The 16075-nt window shown below is 60.7% G+C and carries 18 protein-coding genes; 14 read left to right on the plus strand and 4 right to left on the minus strand.

Going from position 1 to position 16075, the window contains the following annotated elements:
- Positions 1-12 precede the first annotated feature (12 nt).
- The 11 genes from pspA to AXW79_RS18070 all read left to right on the plus strand — a co-directional run bounded on the left by pspA (position 13) and on the right by AXW79_RS18070 (position 9542).
- Positions 13-693 (plus strand): phage shock protein PspA, encoded by a 681-nt coding sequence (gene pspA, locus AXW79_RS18020; protein ID WP_005310762.1) that lies wholly within the window; start codon positions 13-15, stop codon positions 691-693.
- 3 nt (positions 694-696) lie between these two features.
- A complete protein-coding gene (gene pspB / locus AXW79_RS18025) occupies positions 697-933 on the plus strand; it encodes an envelope stress response membrane protein PspB (protein WP_005310764.1) in 237 nt (78 codons plus the stop codon).
- On the plus strand, positions 930-1334 hold the full coding sequence (pspC, locus tag AXW79_RS18030; RefSeq protein ID WP_005310766.1) for an envelope stress response membrane protein PspC: 405 nt from the start codon (positions 930-932) through the stop codon (positions 1332-1334). The genes pspB and pspC overlap by 4 nt, the downstream gene beginning before the upstream one ends.
- Before the next feature lie 131 nt (positions 1335-1465).
- Complete coding sequence (locus tag AXW79_RS18035) at positions 1466-2872, plus strand: YcjX family GTP-binding protein (RefSeq protein ID WP_005310768.1); 1407 nt, start codon at positions 1466-1468, stop codon at positions 2870-2872.
- A gap of 68 nt (positions 2873-2940) precedes the next feature.
- Positions 2941-3984: a YcjF family protein gene (locus AXW79_RS18040; protein ID WP_005310770.1), complete on the plus strand. Its 1044-nt coding sequence runs from the start codon at positions 2941-2943 to the stop codon at positions 3982-3984.
- Between the two features lie 169 nt (positions 3985-4153).
- On the plus strand, positions 4154-4948 hold the full coding sequence (gene phhA, locus AXW79_RS18045) for a phenylalanine 4-monooxygenase (protein ID WP_005310772.1): 795 nt from the start codon (positions 4154-4156) through the stop codon (positions 4946-4948).
- 53 nt (positions 4949-5001) lie between these two features.
- The gene (locus AXW79_RS18050; RefSeq protein WP_005310774.1) at positions 5002-5355 is read left to right on the plus strand and encodes a 4a-hydroxytetrahydrobiopterin dehydratase; all 354 of its coding nucleotides are present in this window, start codon (positions 5002-5004) and stop codon (positions 5353-5355) included.
- A 134-nt stretch (positions 5356-5489) separates the two neighbouring features.
- The gene (gene tyrR, locus AXW79_RS18055; protein ID WP_005310776.1) at positions 5490-7037 is read left to right on the plus strand and encodes a transcriptional regulator TyrR; all 1548 of its coding nucleotides are present in this window, start codon (positions 5490-5492) and stop codon (positions 7035-7037) included.
- Between the two features lie 197 nt (positions 7038-7234).
- On the plus strand, positions 7235-7786 hold the full coding sequence (locus AXW79_RS18060) for a YfiR family protein (protein ID WP_005310778.1): 552 nt from the start codon (positions 7235-7237) through the stop codon (positions 7784-7786).
- The gene (locus tag AXW79_RS18065) at positions 7783-8979 is read left to right on the plus strand and encodes a diguanylate cyclase domain-containing protein (RefSeq protein WP_005310780.1); all 1197 of its coding nucleotides are present in this window, start codon (positions 7783-7785) and stop codon (positions 8977-8979) included. The genes AXW79_RS18060 and AXW79_RS18065 overlap by 4 nt, the downstream gene beginning before the upstream one ends.
- 74 nt (positions 8980-9053) lie before the next feature.
- Positions 9054-9542 carry an OmpA family protein gene (locus AXW79_RS18070; protein WP_005310782.1) on the plus strand — a complete coding sequence of 163 codons (489 nt, stop codon included), beginning with the start codon at positions 9054-9056 and terminating at the stop codon, positions 9540-9542.
- A gap of 59 nt (positions 9543-9601) precedes the next feature.
- On the opposite strand, the gene AXW79_RS18075 is transcribed toward AXW79_RS18070, so the two are convergent.
- Positions 9602-10333, minus strand: coding sequence for a TerC family protein (locus AXW79_RS18075; protein WP_005310785.1), 732 nt, complete (start codon positions 10331-10333; stop codon positions 9602-9604).
- 110 nt (positions 10334-10443) lie between these two features.
- On the opposite strand from AXW79_RS18075, the gene AXW79_RS18080 reads away from it, so the two are divergent.
- From AXW79_RS18080 to AXW79_RS18090, 3 genes are all read left to right on the plus strand, one after another.
- On the plus strand, positions 10444-11559 hold the full coding sequence (locus AXW79_RS18080) for an ATP-NAD kinase family protein (protein WP_005310787.1): 1116 nt from the start codon (positions 10444-10446) through the stop codon (positions 11557-11559).
- 123 nt (positions 11560-11682) lie between these two features.
- Positions 11683-11961 (plus strand): YfcL family protein, encoded by a 279-nt coding sequence (locus tag AXW79_RS18085; protein WP_005310789.1) that lies wholly within the window; start codon positions 11683-11685, stop codon positions 11959-11961.
- A 97-nt stretch (positions 11962-12058) separates the two neighbouring features.
- Positions 12059-13723 (plus strand): AMP-binding protein, encoded by a 1665-nt coding sequence (locus AXW79_RS18090; protein ID WP_005310791.1) that lies wholly within the window; start codon positions 12059-12061, stop codon positions 13721-13723.
- Positions 13724-13801: 78 nt separating this feature from the next.
- On the opposite strand, the gene cdd is transcribed toward AXW79_RS18090, so the two are convergent.
- The 3 genes from cdd to AXW79_RS18105 all read right to left on the minus strand — a co-directional run bounded on the left by cdd (position 13802) and on the right by AXW79_RS18105 (position 15911).
- On the minus strand, positions 13802-14683 hold the full coding sequence (cdd, locus tag AXW79_RS18095) for a cytidine deaminase (RefSeq protein ID WP_005310793.1): 882 nt from the start codon (positions 14681-14683) through the stop codon (positions 13802-13804).
- 188 nt (positions 14684-14871) lie between these two features.
- Positions 14872-15558, minus strand: a complete 687-nt coding sequence (locus AXW79_RS18100; protein ID WP_005310796.1) for an LrgB family protein — start codon at positions 15556-15558, stop codon at positions 14872-14874.
- A complete protein-coding gene (locus AXW79_RS18105; RefSeq protein ID WP_005310798.1) occupies positions 15555-15911 on the minus strand; it encodes a CidA/LrgA family protein in 357 nt (118 codons plus the stop codon). The genes AXW79_RS18100 and AXW79_RS18105 overlap by 4 nt, the downstream gene beginning before the upstream one ends.
- Positions 15912-16075 lie beyond the last annotated feature (164 nt).

Below are 16075 nucleotides of genomic sequence, written 5' to 3' on the forward strand. Positions count from 1 at the left end.
AGGAGTTCTATCATGAGTATTTTTTCCCGTCTGGCCGACATCATCAATTCGAACCTGACGTCCCTGCTCGACAAGGCAGAAGATCCCCAGAAGATGGTGCGCCTGATCATCCAGGAAATGGAAGATGAACTGGTGAAGGAGCGCTCCAATCTGGCTCGCTTCCTCGCCAGCCAGAAAGAGATAGGCCGTCAGGTCAGTCGCCATCAGGAGCGAGTGAACGAGTGGCAGGGCAAGGCCGAGCTGGCGCTGGCCAAGGGGCGCGAAGATCTGGCGCGTGCCGCCCTTATCGAGAAGAAGAAGCAGAGCGAGCTGGCCGAAACCCTCTATCGCGAGCAGCAGGCAGTGGACAGCGGCATCGAGAAACTGGGTGACGAAATACGTCAGCTGGAAGCCAAGCTGGAAGATGCCCGCAGCCGTCAAAAAGCGATGGCGATCCGCACCGAAGCTGCCAGCAGCCGCCTCAATGTGCAGAGCCAGGTTGCCCGTGGCGACAGTCAGGCCGTGGTCAGCAAATTCGAGCGCATGGAGCGTCGCATCGACGAGATGGAAGCCCGTGCCGATCTGGGACAATCGGACAAGGCCCTGGCCCAGCAGTTTGCCGAGCTGGAAGCCGACGATCAGATAAGCAAGGAGCTCGAGGCCATGCGTCAGAAGCTGGGCCAGGGCGACACCACACCAAAACAGGGAGAGTAACGGATGGAAGATCTGCTGGGCGTATTGATGGTTCCCATGGTGGTCTTCATGGTGGTGGTGGCCCCTATCTGGCTGGTGCTGCACTACAGAGCCAAGGGGCGGATCGGTACCGGTCTCGCCGATAGCGAACGGGAGCAACTGCAAGGCTTGCTGGCCCGCGCCGAGAAGATGCAGGAGCGGGTCGGCGCGCTGGAGTCCATTCTGGATGCGGAAGTCCCGGGCTGGAGGAACAAGGTATGAGTCCATCGAATCGGGAGGGGCGCAATCTCTATCGCGACCCCCAACAGGGCAAGATAGCCGGTGTGTGTGCCGGACTTGCCGACTACTTTGGGGTGGAGACCTGGATCGTGCGGCTGCTGGCCATCAGCGGTCTCATCTTTGCAGGTTTCATCACCTTCACCGCCTACATAGCAGCCTGGTTTCTGCTCGATAAAAAGCCGGTCACCCTCTATCAAAACGAGGAGGGAGATTTTGCCGAGGTGCGCATGAAGGCGCGCAGCTGGCAGGCGGGGATCACGCCCCATCAGGCACTGGGCCGTATCGCGCAGGAGCTCGATACTCTGGAGCCCAGGCTGCAGCGCATCGAGAAGCTGGTGACCTCCAAGGAGTTCACCCTGCAACGGGAATTCAGCAAGCTGTGAATCCGTGACGGTTCGATGACGCCTGCCGGACTCATCGAACCTGCATGACCAATCTGGTTGGCAGGTTCGGTGAGTGCAACCGGGTCGTACGATCGAGAATAAATGGGACAAACGGGAGAACGGGATCCGCTTTGATACGCAACAAACTCGAACAAAAATGGTCGCTCTTGCAGCACAAGGCCACCGACGTGGTGAACCGGGTACGGGATCGTCACATACGACTGGCAGTGACGGGTCTTTCCCGCAGCGGCAAGACCGCCTTCATCACAGCGCTGGTCAACCAGCTTGAACATGCGGCCATCGATGGCCGCTTGCCGTTGTGGGATGCCCAGCGGCAGGGGCGGATCCTGGGCGCCCGTCGGGTGCCCCAGAAAAATGCCCATATTCCCACCTTTGCCTATGAGCGCGGGCTCGATGCCCTGTTTGGCGATCCCCCTGCCTGGCCCGATCCCACTCGCGGGGTGGCCGAGGTTCGCCTCGAGATCCGCTATCGCACCCGCCATCCCTTGCGCAAGCACCTGGGAGACATCTCCACCCTCTATGTGGATCTGGTGGACTATCCGGGGGAGTGGCTGCTCGACTTGCCGCTGCTTGAACTGAGTTATGAGCAGTGGAGCGAGCAGGTGCGTGATCAGCTGCGTCGCCCCGAGTTGCAGGCGCTGGCGGCCGCGTGGCTGGCGACTGAGTGGCAGGCCGAGCAGACCTTCGAAGAGCGGCCTGTGGCGGAGCTTGCCGAGCGTTACACCGATTACCTCCATGCCTGCAAGCGCGAGCTTGGGCTGCACCTCATCCAACCCGGTCGCTTTGTGCTGCCGGGAGAGTATGCCGGTGCCCCCATGCTGCAGTTTGTGCCCTGGATGTGGGACAAACCTGCTGGCGAGCCCGCCGATGGCAGCCTCTATACCACTCTCAAGCAGCGTTTCGAGCAGTACAAGCAGCATCTGGTGCAGGGGTTTTATGAGCAGCACTTTGCCGGTTTCGATCGTCAGATAGTGCTGGTGGACTGCCTGCAGCCCCTCAATGCCGGCGCCGCCAGCTTTGGTGACATGCAGCAGGCCATCGCCCGCATCATGGAGAGCTTTGCCTACGGCAAGAGCAACTGGTGGCGGCGACTCTTTTCGCCCCGTATCGACAAGCTGCTGTTTGTGGCGAGCAAGGCCGATCACGTGACCCCCGAGCAGCACGGCCCTCTGGTCTCTTTGCTCCAGCACCTGGTGCGCAGCGGCCGGGGTCAGGCACGTTTTGAGGGGATCACCACAGAGTGTCTGGCGCTGGCGGCCATCAAGGCGACCGAGGTGGGCAAGGGGGTGGCCAATGGCCGCGAGTTTCCCGCCATCCGCGGTACCAGCCTCTCGGGGGAGCCGTTATTGCTCTTCCCGGGGGAGGTGCCTGCCCATATCCCGCCAGCCCAGTGGTGGAACAATCAGGGCTTTGATTTTCAGGCATTTCGCCCCTTGGCGATGAGCGCCCATCAGGCGCTGCCCCATATCCGGCTCGATGCGGCGCTGGAGTTTCTGCTCGGGGATCACCTCGAATAACCCAGGCTCTGTGGCAATGGATACAGATCAGGCATGGCTGCACAGCCGCGTGGAGGAACAGCAAAAAGATGAACGATCAGACAAAACACAGGGCCGATGAGACGACGCCGTTGCAGGGCAAGGTGATCCTCGAGCCCAGCGTGTCGGTGGCAAGCGAAGAGCGGCCGCCGGCTCCGGCTCAGCAGCTGGAAGAGGCGAGTTTCGAACGCCTCGACGAGCTCGACGACTTCACCGAAGTGGAGCCCGCCCTCACCATCAAGCCGCGTCGTCGCCATCGGCTGCTCGCCTGGGGGCTGGGGGCGGTTGGCCTGCTCTCTTTGGGGCAATATGGCGCCTTTCTCTATGACCAGTTGCTCACCACACCGCTCTGGGGCAGTGCCTGGTTGCTGGCCTCCGGTCTGGTGGCCGTGGGCACGGCCGGCGTAGTGGGGCGCGAGTGGTTGCGGCTGCGCACCCTCAAGCGGCGCCAGGATGTGCGCTCGCGCGCCGACGATCTGCTGGCTCATCAGGGTGTCGGGCAGGGGCAGGCTTTTTGCGAGGCGCTCGCCGAGAAGAGTGGCGACAAGGGGCGCGAGGGGTACCAAAGCTGGCTGAGTCAGCTCGACGAGAGCCACAGCGATCGGGAAGTGCTGACCCTCTATAGCCAATTGGTGCTCACCGAGCGTGACAAGCTGGCCCAGGCCCGGGTGGCCAAATGGTCGGGGGAGGCCGCCGTGCTGGTGGCCCTGAGCCCCCTTGCCACCGTCGACATGATGCTGATGCTGTGGCGCAACCTGCGGATGATTGAGGACATCGCCGACGTCTATGCCATCGAGCTCGGTTACTGGAGTCGCATCCGCCTCATTCGTCAGGTGTTTCGCAACATGCTCTATGCCGGCGCCACCGAGTTGGTGACCGAGGTGGGGATGGAGTTGCTGGGAGCCGAGCTTGCCGCCAAGCTCTCCGCCCGCGCCGCGCAAGGGGTGGGAGCGGGTCTGCTCACGGCCCGCCTTGGCCTGCGTACCATAGAGGCGTGCCGCCCGTTGCCCTGGTGTGGTGACGAGAAACCCAAGCTCGGTGAGCTGCGCAAGCGGCTCATCGGTCAGCTGGCGGGGTATCTCAACAGGGGGTGACGGCCCGGGCCTAGATTGTGGTTGTCACAAATTGTTTACAATTTGAGTCGGCAGCCGACCCCAGGGGCGGCTGCTTTTTTGAGGGGCAAACCGTTACAGTGATCCTGTCAGTCAACGATGAGTCGCCGATGCTTGGATGTCCGGGCGTGCGCACAGGATGGAACCGCTCATGGCAAGTCTCTACACAGCACACCAGCCAGATCCCCTGGGTCTTGTCCATTACTCGAATGAGGAGCATGGCACCTGGCAAATCCTGATCGAGCGCCAGCTCGCGGCGCTGGAAGGCAAGGCGTGTGACGACTATCTGGCTGGCTTGACCCGCCTCAATCTGCCCTGTGATCGCATCCCCCAGTTGGCCCAGATCAACGCCGTGTTGCAACCCGCTACCGGCTGGTCGGTGGCTGCCGTGCCCGCGCTAATCTCGTTCGACCGCTTCTTTGCCCTGCTGGCCAATCGCCAGTTTCCGGTGGCTACCTTTATCCGGCGCCGGGATGAACTCGACTATTTGCAAGAGCCCGACATCTTCCACGAGATCTTCGGCCACTGCGCCATGCTGACCAATCCCGCCTTCGCCCACTTCACCCATGTCTATGGCCAGCTTGGCCTGCAGGCGAGCAAGGAAGATCGGGTCTTTCTGGCCCGGCTCTACTGGTTCACGGTGGAGTTCGGCCTGCTCAATACCCCTGCCGGGCTGAGAATTTACGGTGGCGGCATTCTCTCCTCCATCGGCGAGACCGCCTATGCCCTCGGTGGCCAGCCTGTGCTGCAACCCTTCGATCCCATAGAAGTGCTGCGCACCCCATACCGTATCGACATCATGCAGCCCACCTATTTTGTGTTGCCTGAGCTGGCGGCGCTCTACCGTTTGGCGGAGCAGGACATCATGGCCATGGTGGGGGAGGCGAGGCGCCTCGGCCTGCGCCCGCCACGCTTTGAGCCGGCGGCCGGCAAGCAGGCGAGCTGAACTCACCACGATTTTTCGTTATCTCATTCCCATTGATGAACAAGGAAAGACCCATGTCCGAACTGGCCAGCCAGCAGTGTGAAGCCTGCCGCGCCGATGCCCCCAAGGTGAGCGAGCAGGAGCTGAGCGAATTGATGCACCTCATTCCCGACTGGCAGCCGTTGGTGGTGAAAGGAGAGCTGCAACTGAGGCGGGAATTTACTTTTCGCAACTTCAAGGAGGCGCTGGCGTTTACCAACCGTCTGGGTGAACTGGCGGAGGCTGAGTTTCATCACCCTGCGATCCTGACCGAATGGGGCAAGGTGACCGTCAGCTGGTGGACCCACAAGATAGGCGGATTACACCGCAACGACTTCATCATGGCGGCGCGTACCGACCAGTTGCTCAGCGATCCGCTGCACAAATAAGCCTCATCCGGTGACTCGGGCCTGCCCGGCGAAAGCGGGGCGGGCCCGCATTTTTATGGGCCAGCGCTCGCACTGGCGGGATCGAGTCTGTATTATCCGGTCATTCATAGAGTTAGCTAGGAAGTGTGTCCCGAATGCGTCTTGAAGTCAGCTGTGAAGACCGCCTGGGCCTGACCCGGGAACTGCTCGACCGTCTGGTGGAGCACAACATCGATCTGCGCGGCATCGAAATCGATACCTCAGGCATCATCTATCTCAACTTTCCCGAGCTGGAGTTTCGCGATTTTCAGCACCTGATGCCGGAGATCCGCCGCATTCCCGGCGTCTATGACGTCAAGACCATCCCCTACATGCCATCAGAGCGTGAACACCACGAGATTGAGGCCCTGCTCAAGGCGCTGCCGGATCTGGTGTTCTCTCTCGACGCCAAGGGCAAGGTGACCCAGGCCAACCAGTCTGCTCTGACGACCCTGGCCCTGCCGGTGGAAGAGATACGTGGCATGGCCCTTGGTTCTCTGGTCAAGGGGTTCTCCTTCAGCCGCTGGCTGGAGGCGAGTGAAATCAAGCCGCAGACCTGCAAGCTCAGCTTCAACGGCGAAGAGTATCTGGCGGATCTGATGCCGCTGTTCGTGGCCGAAGAGAAGGGCCGCCAGGCTCTGGCTGGCGCCGTCGTGGTGCTCAAATCTGCCCGCCGGGTTGGCATGCACTTCAGTGCCTTGCACGCGGTGGAAGTGGGGGGCTTCGAGCACCTGCAGGCCGAGAGCCAGAAGATGAGGCAGGTACTGGTAGAGGCGAGCAAGCTGGCGATGCAGGATGCCCCTCTGCTCATCGTCGGCGAGACTGGCACCGGCAAGGAGCTGCTGGCCCGCGCCTGCCACGGTGCCAGCCTGCGTTCCAGCCACCCCTTCATGGCCCTCAACTGCGCCGCCATGCCGGACAACGTGGCCGAGAGCGAACTGTTTGGTTACGCCCCCGGTGCGTTTGGCAACAACACCGAAGGCAAGCGCGGCGTGCTGGAGCTGGCCAGCGGCGGTACCCTGATGCTGGACGAGATCGGCGACATGTCTGCCCATCTGCAGACCAAGTTCCTGCGGGTGCTGCAGGACGGGGTGTTTCGCCGGGTTGGTGACGAGCAGGAGGTGAAGGTCAATGTGCGCTTCATCTGTACCACCCAGAAGCAGTTGCTGGATCTGGTGCACGACGGCAAGTTCCGGGAAGATCTCTACTATCGCCTCAACGTATTGAGTCTGGCGCTGCCCCCTCTGCGCGAGCGCAAGGCGGACATCATGGCGCTGGCCCAGCAGTTTGTTTCCCGCTTCGCCAGCGAGTTGCAACGGCCAAGACCGCGCTTTACCCGCAACATGGCCGAGTACCTGACGGCCTACCGCTGGCCCGGCAACGTGCGTCAGCTGCGCAACTGCCTCTACCGCGCCATGACGTTGCTGGAAGGGGACGAAATCGGCCCGGAACACGTGGACTTGCCGGTGGCCGCCGATGCCATGCCGCTCATCGACGAGTGGTTCGAAGGGGGCCTGGACGAGGCGGTGAAACGCTTCGAGAGCCGGCTGCTTGAGCGGCTCTATCCAGCGTTTCCTTCCACTCGTCAGCTGGCCAAGCGCCTCGGCGTGTCGCACACCGCCATCGCCAACAAATTGCGTGAATACGGGATCAGCAAGAAGTAAGCGAATGAATTCAAGTGATATATCGGGGCTCACGCCAGCGTGGGCCCCTTTTCTTATCGCGACAATTGCTGACGCACCCCCTTGCTCTGTCGATGTTGCCTTGTCATGCTGCTGACAAGTTCAATACTACATTCATCCGGATCTCCCTGAACGGGCATCAGCCCTTCAAATAGACCGCATGTTCAATAAGCGCAGGCATGATGCACTTTTTTTCTCTGACCCGGTCCCTGGCGTGGTTGACGCTCCTGTTCTGCTCGCTGGCGCTGGCCCGCGAGCACCTTCCTTTGACCTCTGCCGAGCTGCGCTCAGAGCAGGTGCGCCAGACGGTGCTCGACATACTCAGCTACACCCGCTGGCCCACCGAGCCAGAGGAGTTGCGCTTATGCATCGCCGCGCCGACGGAATATGCCACAGCGCTGTTCGCCATCAAGCAGCAGGCCAATGGCCGGCCGGTCAGTGTGCGCCGTTATGATGTCGAGGATGAGATGCTGGGGCGGCAGTGCGATGTGCTTTATCTGGGAGTGCTGGCGCCAGAGCGGCGCTTGCCATTGTTCCAGCGGCTGCGCGGCCATGCGATTCTCAGCATCAGCGAGCAGAGCGCCGAGTGTACCGCCGACGCCGTATTCTGCTTGCAGATAGGGTCGGAGCGTATTCGCTTTCGAGTCAATCTGGATGCCCTCGCCAGGAGCGGAGTGCGGGTCCATCCTGCCGTGCTGAAGCTGGCCAGAGCGGATGAGGAGACACCATGAAGGCGTTTTTTCGTTCACAGGCGCAGCGGCTCACCTTGCGACAGAGCTTGGGACGCACCCACATGGTGACGTCCCTGACCGCTGTTTGTATGGCCGGTCTGCTGTTGACCGGTATCGCTTTGCTGGCCCTACGTATCTATGCGGACCACAACCTGGAGCTGGTGGCGCGCGCCATCAGTTACACCAGTGAAGCGGCCGTGGTATTCCATGACGAAGAGGCCGCCAAGGAGGCGCTGCAGGCCATTGTCACCCGCGAGGATGTGGCCCAGGCCAGTATTCAGCTGCCAAGTGGCAGGCCGCTGGCAAGCTGGAGCCGGGCCATGACCACCCCCTGGTCGGGTCTTGAGCAGTATCTTGCACAGATCATCCTGCCCGGCCCCATCGAGCAGCCCATCATGCGGGGCGGCGTCGAGATAGCCCGCGTCCATCTGGTCGGCCACGGTCAGTACCTGCTGCTGTTTCTGCTGCAAACCCTGATGGCCATGCTGGTCTGCCTTATCCTCAGTGCCATGGGATCTATCTATGTGGCGCGCTGGATGCAAAACTCCATCACTGTGCCGCTCAAAAAGCTGGCTCAAGTGGCCCACAGTGTCAGTCGTCAACGTACTCTTGCCATGCGGGTACCCGAGGCTGACATCGCCGAGTTGCACGAACTCGGCCAGGATTTCAATTCCCTGCTCGATGAACTGGAGGCCTGGCAGGCCCACCAACGGCGGGAGAACGCCAGCCTGCTGCATCAGGCCACTCATGATGCCTTGACCGGTCTGCCCAATCGTGCTCTTTTTGAGGCTCGTCTGGATCAAGCCGTGACCACGGGCCGTTTGCAAGAGGAGCGGTTTGCGCTGCTCTACCTCGACTGTGATCGCTTCAAACAGATCAACGACACCCTGGGCCATGCCGCCGGGGATGACGTGCTGATCGCCTTGGCCAGACGGGTACAACATCAGCTTCGGCCGATGGATCTGGTATGTCGGCTGGGCGGCGACGAATTCGCCATCTTGCTGACGCCTCTGTTGCAAGAGAGCGAAGCGCAGGATGTGGTGTCCCGCATCCAGCTGGCGATGGCCGACCCAGTGGTACTGGGGGATGGTCGTCAGCTGGTGGCCGCCATCAGCATAGGCCTTGCCGTGTATCCGGATGAGGGACTCACTGCCGGTGAACTGTTGCAGCAGGCTGACAATGCCATGTACTAATCCAAACGGCTGCGTCGGGAGCTTGTACTTCATGACCAGCTGGAATTTGATGTTTCTGCTGAGGAAAAATAACAATGAAGATCACTGTCCTGATGAAAACCGGCCTGATCGGCCTGCTGTTGAGCGTGTTGGCGGGCTGTCAAAGTGCCCCTCGCGGTCTGATGGCGGAGCAGATCGGCGTACTCAAGGAGCAGGGCTTTCGCCTGACCGACGAGGGTTGGACTCTGGACTTCTCCAACCGGGTGCTGTTTGCCAACGATTCGGAAGCTCTCAACCCTGACACCCGTGTCCTGGTGGAAAAGCTGGGCATGACCTTGCTGGGGGTTGGCCTGAACAAGGCGCGGATCGATGGTCACACCGATTCCAACGGACCTGAGGCTTATAACGATCAGCTCTCTCTGAAGCGGGCGAAATCGGTGGCCGATGTGCTGGTGCCGGTCGGCATGCAGCCGGCCAACCTGGATATCCGTGGTCGCGGTGAACGGGATCCGGTGGCAGACAACAAGACGGCTGCCGGTCGGGCAGAGAACCGCCGCGTTGGCATCATCATCAGCAACGAATAAGCCGGTTGTGTGGATAAAAAAAGAGCGCCTGATGGCGCTCTTTTTTGTGGCTCGTCCGCTTACTGTTCGAGCTTCTTGATGTCGTGGTGACTGCGCAGACGGATGTTGATCATCTCCACCGTCAACGAGAAAGCCATGGCGAAGTAGATGTAACCCTTCGGAATGTGCAGATCCATCCCCTCGGCCATCAGCGCGAAACCAACCAGAGTCAGGAAGGAGAGTGCCAGCATCTTGATGGTGGGGTGGTTGTCGACAAAGTCCCCGATGGACTTGGCGGCGAACATCATGATGAAGACGGCGATCATGATGGCCAGCACCATGACGGGCACGTGATCTGCCATGCCGACTGCCGTGATGACCGAATCCAGGCTGAACACGATATCGAGAATGGCGATCTGGATCAGGGTGCTGACGAAACCGGAGGCGACCGCCATGGAGCCCTCCGGCTCGGCGGCGCCTTCCAGGGTGGCGTGGATCTCGTGGGCACTCTTGCCGATGAGGAACAGGCCTCCCAGCAGCAGGATGAGATCGCGACCCGAGATGGCCTCACCCAGTACGGTGAACAACGGCTCGGTCAGGCGCATGACCCAGGCAAGCGACAGCAGCAGCAGGATACGGGTACCCATGGCCAGCCCCAATCCCAGGATCCGCGCCTTCTGACGTTGCGCCTCGGGCAGGCGGGCAACCAGGATGGAGATAAAAATGATGTTATCGATACCCAGCACGATTTCGAGCAGGGTAAGGGTTGCGAGCGCAACCCAGGCAGAGGGGTCAAGAGCCCATTCCAGCATGACTGAACCTTGGTTAACAAAATGAGAGGAAGCGGATTCTAGCAGGCGCAACATGGCTTGTCCCCATGCCTTGAAAAGATAAAATGGCGGCTGACCAGAGGGAGAAATCTATGTTTCGTTTAGGGCTCATCATTAACCCGGTCGCCGGCATTGGTGGCGCGGTTGGTCTCAAGGGCAGTGACGGCGTGGTGGCTGAAGCGCTGGCTCGAGGGGCCGTGCCCAAGGCGCAGGAGCGGGCACGACAAGCCTTGTTGCCCCTGTGCGACCTTGCCACCCCATTTGAGCTGTTGACGGTCGCGGGCGAGATGGGGGCCGATCTCGCGGCGTCTCTTCAGTTGCCTTGTCGCATCGTCTATCAGCCCGTCTCTGGTGCTACCACGGCAGCCGACACTCGCGCCGCCGCCGACTTGATGCGTGCGGCCGGCGTCGATCTCTTGCTGTTTGCCGGCGGCGATGGTACGGCACGGGACATTTGCGCCGCTGTCGGAGAATCCTGTCATGTGCTCGGTATTCCGGCGGGCTGCAAGATCCACTCCGGTGTGTACGGCGTGACCCCCGCCGCCAGTGGTCGCGTGGCAGCCCGCATGATCGCCGGCGAATTGCTGAGTCTGGTGGATGCCGATGTGATGGATATCGACGAGGAGGCATTTCGCCTGGGCAAGGTGCGAGCCCGCCACTATGGTCAGCTGCTGGTACCGGGGGATCTGCGCTACGTGCAGGCGGTCAAGCAGGGGGGGCGGGAGTCCGAAGAGCTGGTACTGGCAGATCTTGCCGCCGGTGTGGTGGAGCAGATGGAGCCAGATACTCTCTACCTGATGGGCTCCGGCAGCACAGTCGCTGCCAGCATGGCGGCGCTGGGGCTGGAAAATACTTTGCTCGGCGTGGATCTGGTGGAAAATGGCCGGCTTATCGGGCAGGATCTGTCCGCCGCCGAGATCCTGACCCGGATCCGCGGTCGTCACTGTCGTCTGATCATTACCCTGATCGGCGGTCAGGGACATCTGTTCGGGCGCGGAAATCAGCAACTGAGTCCAGAGGTGATCCGGGCTGTCGGGCGGGACCAGATCCAGGTCCTGGCTACCAAAGCCAAGCTGGCTGCCCTCGGGGGCAGGCCGCTGCTGGTGGATACCGATGATCCGGCACTGAACCGGTCGTTAAGTGGTTATCTGCGCATAACCACGGGATACAAGGATCAGGTCATCTACCCGGTGGCCAACCCGGAATAGGACATCAAGGATGCGGCTGGCCTTGCGCCAGAGAGCCGTGATCAACCGGATCGCGGTTCCACTCTCCCGAATTATTTTGCCGGCAATTTTTTGCCAGCCACTCTGAAAATGAGGCTGCGTTACATGACGATTCATGAATTTGAGCACAAGTTGTTGGGACTGATAGACGCCATGGTGGCCACGGCGACTGAAGATGAGCTGTTTGCGGGGGGTTATCTGCGCGGTCACATTTCGCTGGCGGTGGCGCGTGCCGAGCTGGAAGGCAAGACACTGGTGCGGGATGTAAAGAGTTATGTACTGCGCAGCCTGAATGAGGCCATCCTGGAGGGGGAGCTTTCCGAGCAGGATGAAGAGCTGGTACAAGCCATGTGGAAGCGCCTGCAGCAGCAAGCGGAAGCTTGATCGAATACACATTTCAAACAGAAGTTTTAGTTGACGCTTCCCTGAAGTTAGTGAAAGGTTAATAATAAGTTTCGCCTTTTGTTTCAGGGATTAAACTATGGCTTCCTCTTCACGTATTGCCAATAAACTGCCGCTCGAGATGCTCTACCATTGGGAGCGGCAGTGTCCTGACCGAGTCTATCTTCGTCAAACCATCAACCGCGAGTACGTCGACTTTACCTGGGGTGAAGTGGCTGACGAAGCGCGGCGCATGGTGACGGCGCTGCGTCATCTGGGCCTGGTGCCCGGTGACAAGGTGGCCCTGCTCTCCAAGAACTGTGCCCAGTGGTTTATCGCCGATCTGGCCATGCAGATGGGGCAGTACGTGAGCGTGCCCATCTATCCGACCGCCAACGTCGATACCATCGAATATGTGCTGCGTCACAGCGAAGCCAAGGCGATCTTCGTCGGCAAGCTGGATGACTGGAAGAGCCAGGAGGCGGGTGTGCCTGCCTCCCTTCTGCGCATCGCCATGCCCTATGAGACCATGCCCGCCAGCCATCAGTGGGACGATCTGCTGGAGGCGCACGAACCTATCCCCGACAGCCCGGTGCAGGTACCGGATGCGCTGCTGAGCCTGGTCTACACCTCAGGCAGTACCGGCAAGCCCAAAGGCGCCATGTTGAGCGTCGAGCGTTATGCCTGGTCCTGTGAAAAGCTGGTGGAAGCGGTGGAGCTGACCGCCACCGATCGCGGCTTCTCCTATCTGCCGCTCGCCCATATCACAGAGCGGGTTTACATCTATGGCGGCAGCCTGTTCAGCGGCGCCACCATCGCTTTCCCCGAGTCGCTCGACACCTTCATTGATGACGTCAAGCGTTGCCGTCCCACCGTCTTTATCTCTGTGCCCCGGCTGTGGGCCATGTTCCGCATCAAGATCCACGAAAAGCTGCCCCAGAAGAAGCTGGAACTGTTGCTCAAGATCCCGTTTGTCTCGGGGCTTATCAAGGGCAAGTTGCAAAAAGGGCTGGGGCTGGATCAGGCGCGGGTGCTGGGCTGCGGCTCGGCGCCAGTGTCACCGGCCCTGCTGCAGTGGTACAACAGCATCGGCATCAAGATAACCGAAGCCTGGGGCATGACAGAGAACCACGCTTTTTCCACCCTCAACTACCCCTTCCGCGCCGACAAGATAGGCACGGTCGGCAAGGCGGGGCCCGGAGTGACCATCAAGATTTCCGATGAGGGGGAGATCCTCTGTCGCTGTGACGGCATGATGCTGGGGTACTACAAGGACCCCGAGCACAGCAGCGAAGCCATCGACGCCGACGGCTGGCTCCACACTGGCGACATGGGCAAGCTGGACAGAGAGGGCTACCTCACCATCACAGGCCGCATGAAGGATGTGTTCAAAACCGCCAAGGGCAAGTATGTGGCACCTGTGCCCATTGAAGGCTTGCTGGGACAAGAACCCATCATAGAGCAGCTGTGTGTGATTGGTTACGGCATGCCCCAGCCCATTGCGCTGGTGCAGCTGGCCGAGAGTGCCATGAAGGGTAATCGGGAAACCATCAATGCCCAGCTGGAGGCGGCGCGCAACCGGGTCAACGATCAACTGGAATCTCACGCCAGAATTCGCGGCATCCTGGTGGTGAAGACGCCCTGGAACATTGAAAATGGTGTACTCACCCCCACCATGAAGATCAAGCGCCACCTGCTGGAGCAAAAATACGCGGACATCGGCGAGCAGTGGTCCTCCTCCCAGAGCATCATCTGGGAATCCTGACGGACTGACGTGACTCAGCGATCAACAGCAACAACAAGGGGAGCCAATGGCTCCCCTTGTTGTTGGACGTCATTTACTTCAGACGGCCTGGTATTCCAGCTCGACCGAGCCCAGCGCCTTGAGGGTGGACTGGGCAGAATCCCGCTGGCTGATCTGGCCGTTTTTGCTCTCCAGCAGCACGGCGCGACGGATGCTGGCGAGATCTTCGCCGCACAGCACAGCGTGGGCGCAGGCCATCTGCATCGGCGGCAGGCTGGGATTGAACGCCGCGTTTTCTGCGTAGCGACCACAGAAGAGGCGGCCATCGGCAAACAGCAGCGCCACGGCGGCATAGCCCTGGCTGTAGGGGGCGTAGCTTTGACGGGCAGCGGCCAGCGCCGCTCGCCAGATCGGATCCTCGCTCTCGAGCACCAGCTCGTCATGAGCTTGCGGGCTCATCAGGGCATCGGTGATGTCGAGATCGGCCGGGCCAAAGGAGTGGGGCAGGAAGGATTGCAGCGCGCTCAAGTCGTCAGGCAGGGAGACTTGCAGCGTTTTGGCGGTGCTCAGCTCGTTCATGAACTGGCGGCAATGGCCGCAGGGGGTGTAGTTGACCGTGATTTCGCTGATCCCTGTCTCACCGCCCAGCCAGGCGTTGGAGATGGCGGATTGCTCCGCATGGACCGAGTGGAACAACCCTTGTCCGGCAAATTCCATGTTGGCGCCGAAATACCAGGTACCGCTCAGGCCGCAGGCGATGGCGCCGACAAAAAATTTGGAGATGGGCGCCACCGAGCAGGCGGCGGCCAGTGGCAGCAGCGCCAGACGCAGGGCGCGATCTTCCAGCCCTGTGGCGGCTTTCAGGGTCGCCACCTGCTGTGGCGTGAAACGGGCCTGGAAATCGTTGTCCAGCATGGGCAGCAGCGCCGCTTTGAGCGGGGCGGACAGGGTATCGAGTGGCTTGGCAAAACGGGGATGCATAGTGTGTCCTCAAAGGCCAATTGGGGGGCCATTGTAGGGAGCAAGCTCGGCAAAATGTGTGAGCGCGCTCACGCCCTGACGGGCAAAAGGAGGAGGAGGATAAAGGAAACGTTTGTCTTGCGCAAATTGTGCGTCAGCTCGCACAGTGGCGGGCCAACAGGCCCGCAGCGCCAGCAAATGGGTGACCCTCAGGTCAACCAGTGATAAAGAGCAAACAGCAGGGGGGCGACGGCGGCGGTGAGGATGCCGCACACCACCATGGCCAGCGACGAGAAGGCCCCCTGGGTGATGCCCTTCTCGGCTGAGGTGGCGGTGCCGATGGCGTGGGCGCAGGCTCCCATGGCGAGTCCCTGGGCCTCGGGGTCTGTCACCCGCATCAGTTTGAGCAGCGGGTATCCGATGAGGGCGCCTACAATCCCGACCACCACCACCACGGCCGCCGCTATGGCAGGTATACCGCCGATGGACTGGCTGACGCTCATGGCAAGCGGGGTTGTGATGGACTTGGTGGCGAGCGATGCCAGCAACGCCGGGTCGGCGCCCATAAAATGACCGATCAGCAGGGTAGTGCAGACCGAGATCAAGACGGAGGCCAGAGTACAGACTAGGATGGGCTTGAGCCTGGCCTGGATCTGGCGGGCCTGCTGATACAGCGGCAGTGCCAGTGCCACCACGGCGGGTTCCAGCAGGGCCGTGATGGGGAGGGTGCCACTCTCGTACTGCTCAAGTGGCAGATCCAGCCAGAGCAGCAGGCCTATGATGACGGCGGTGGGCACCAGCACGGGATTGATGATGGGCCAGGGCAGACGGCGATAGAGGGCCCGGGTGGCAAAATAGAGTGCCAGGGTCAGGGGAATGGCAAGCCAGAAGATCATTTGTTCATCCTCTGGTACAGGCGCCCGACAGTGCCCAGGATCAAGACTATCCCCAGTACGATGCAGAGCATGATGAGACCGAAGGACTGGCGCAGGGGCTCAAGCCAGGCGACCAGGCCAACGGCTACCGGCACGAACAGGACGCCCATATGCCGCAGCAGCAGGCCGGCACCGAGTTCGACCCAGTGCAGCTTCACCAGCTGCAAGGAGAGCAGCACGAACAGCAGCAGCATGCCGATGATGCTGCCGGGGAAGGCAAAAGGCAGTATGGCGGCCAGGGTTTTACCCACCAGCAGGCAGGCGACGATGACCATAAAGTCACGAAGGTAGAGCAAGGCACGTTGCGCAATCACCTGAGCCTCAACTTGGAAACTGTGAATGAATGGGCAGTTTACCAGAGAGGCAGGGGCGCGGCATTAAAACAATAACAGCTGAAATTAGTTCGATGATGGCTGATTTCATTGAAGATTCTTTGATAGCAAACCTTTCTGAACCATGGTTTTTCAAGACCATGGCG

Origin of the sequence: Aeromonas salmonicida subsp. salmonicida, assembly GCF_001643305.1 — a bacterium.
Classification (GTDB): Bacteria; Pseudomonadota; Gammaproteobacteria; order Enterobacterales; family Aeromonadaceae; genus Aeromonas; species Aeromonas salmonicida.

Coding starts and splice junctions, on each gene's coding strand:
- pspA (WP_005310762.1), top strand. CDS start 13: ATGAGTATTTTTTCCCGTCTGGCCGACATCATCAATTCGAACCTGACG.
- pspB (WP_005310764.1), top strand. CDS start 697: ATGGAAGATCTGCTGGGCGTATTGATGGTTCCCATGGTGGTCTTCATG.
- pspC (WP_005310766.1), top strand. CDS start 930: ATGAGTCCATCGAATCGGGAGGGGCGCAATCTCTATCGCGACCCCCAA.
- AXW79_RS18040 (WP_005310770.1), top strand. CDS start 2,941: ATGAACGATCAGACAAAACACAGGGCCGATGAGACGACGCCGTTGCAG.
- phhA (WP_005310772.1), top strand. CDS start 4,154: ATGGCAAGTCTCTACACAGCACACCAGCCAGATCCCCTGGGTCTTGTC.
- AXW79_RS18050 (WP_005310774.1), top strand. CDS start 5,002: ATGTCCGAACTGGCCAGCCAGCAGTGTGAAGCCTGCCGCGCCGATGCC.
- tyrR (WP_005310776.1), top strand. CDS start 5,490: ATGCGTCTTGAAGTCAGCTGTGAAGACCGCCTGGGCCTGACCCGGGAA.
- AXW79_RS18060 (WP_005310778.1), top strand. CDS start 7,235: ATGATGCACTTTTTTTCTCTGACCCGGTCCCTGGCGTGGTTGACGCTC.
- AXW79_RS18065 (WP_005310780.1), top strand. CDS start 7,783: ATGAAGGCGTTTTTTCGTTCACAGGCGCAGCGGCTCACCTTGCGACAG.
- AXW79_RS18070 (WP_005310782.1), top strand. CDS start 9,054: ATGAAGATCACTGTCCTGATGAAAACCGGCCTGATCGGCCTGCTGTTG.
- AXW79_RS18075 (WP_005310785.1), bottom strand. CDS start 10,333: ATGCTGGAATGGGCTCTTGACCCCTCTGCCTGGGTTGCGCTCGCAACC.
- AXW79_RS18080 (WP_005310787.1), top strand. CDS start 10,444: ATGTTTCGTTTAGGGCTCATCATTAACCCGGTCGCCGGCATTGGTGGC.
- AXW79_RS18085 (WP_005310789.1), top strand. CDS start 11,683: ATGACGATTCATGAATTTGAGCACAAGTTGTTGGGACTGATAGACGCC.
- AXW79_RS18090 (WP_005310791.1), top strand. CDS start 12,059: ATGGCTTCCTCTTCACGTATTGCCAATAAACTGCCGCTCGAGATGCTC.
- cdd (WP_005310793.1), bottom strand. CDS start 14,683: ATGCATCCCCGTTTTGCCAAGCCACTCGATACCCTGTCCGCCCCGCTC.
- AXW79_RS18100 (WP_005310796.1), bottom strand. CDS start 15,558: ATGATCTTCTGGCTTGCCATTCCCCTGACCCTGGCACTCTATTTTGCC.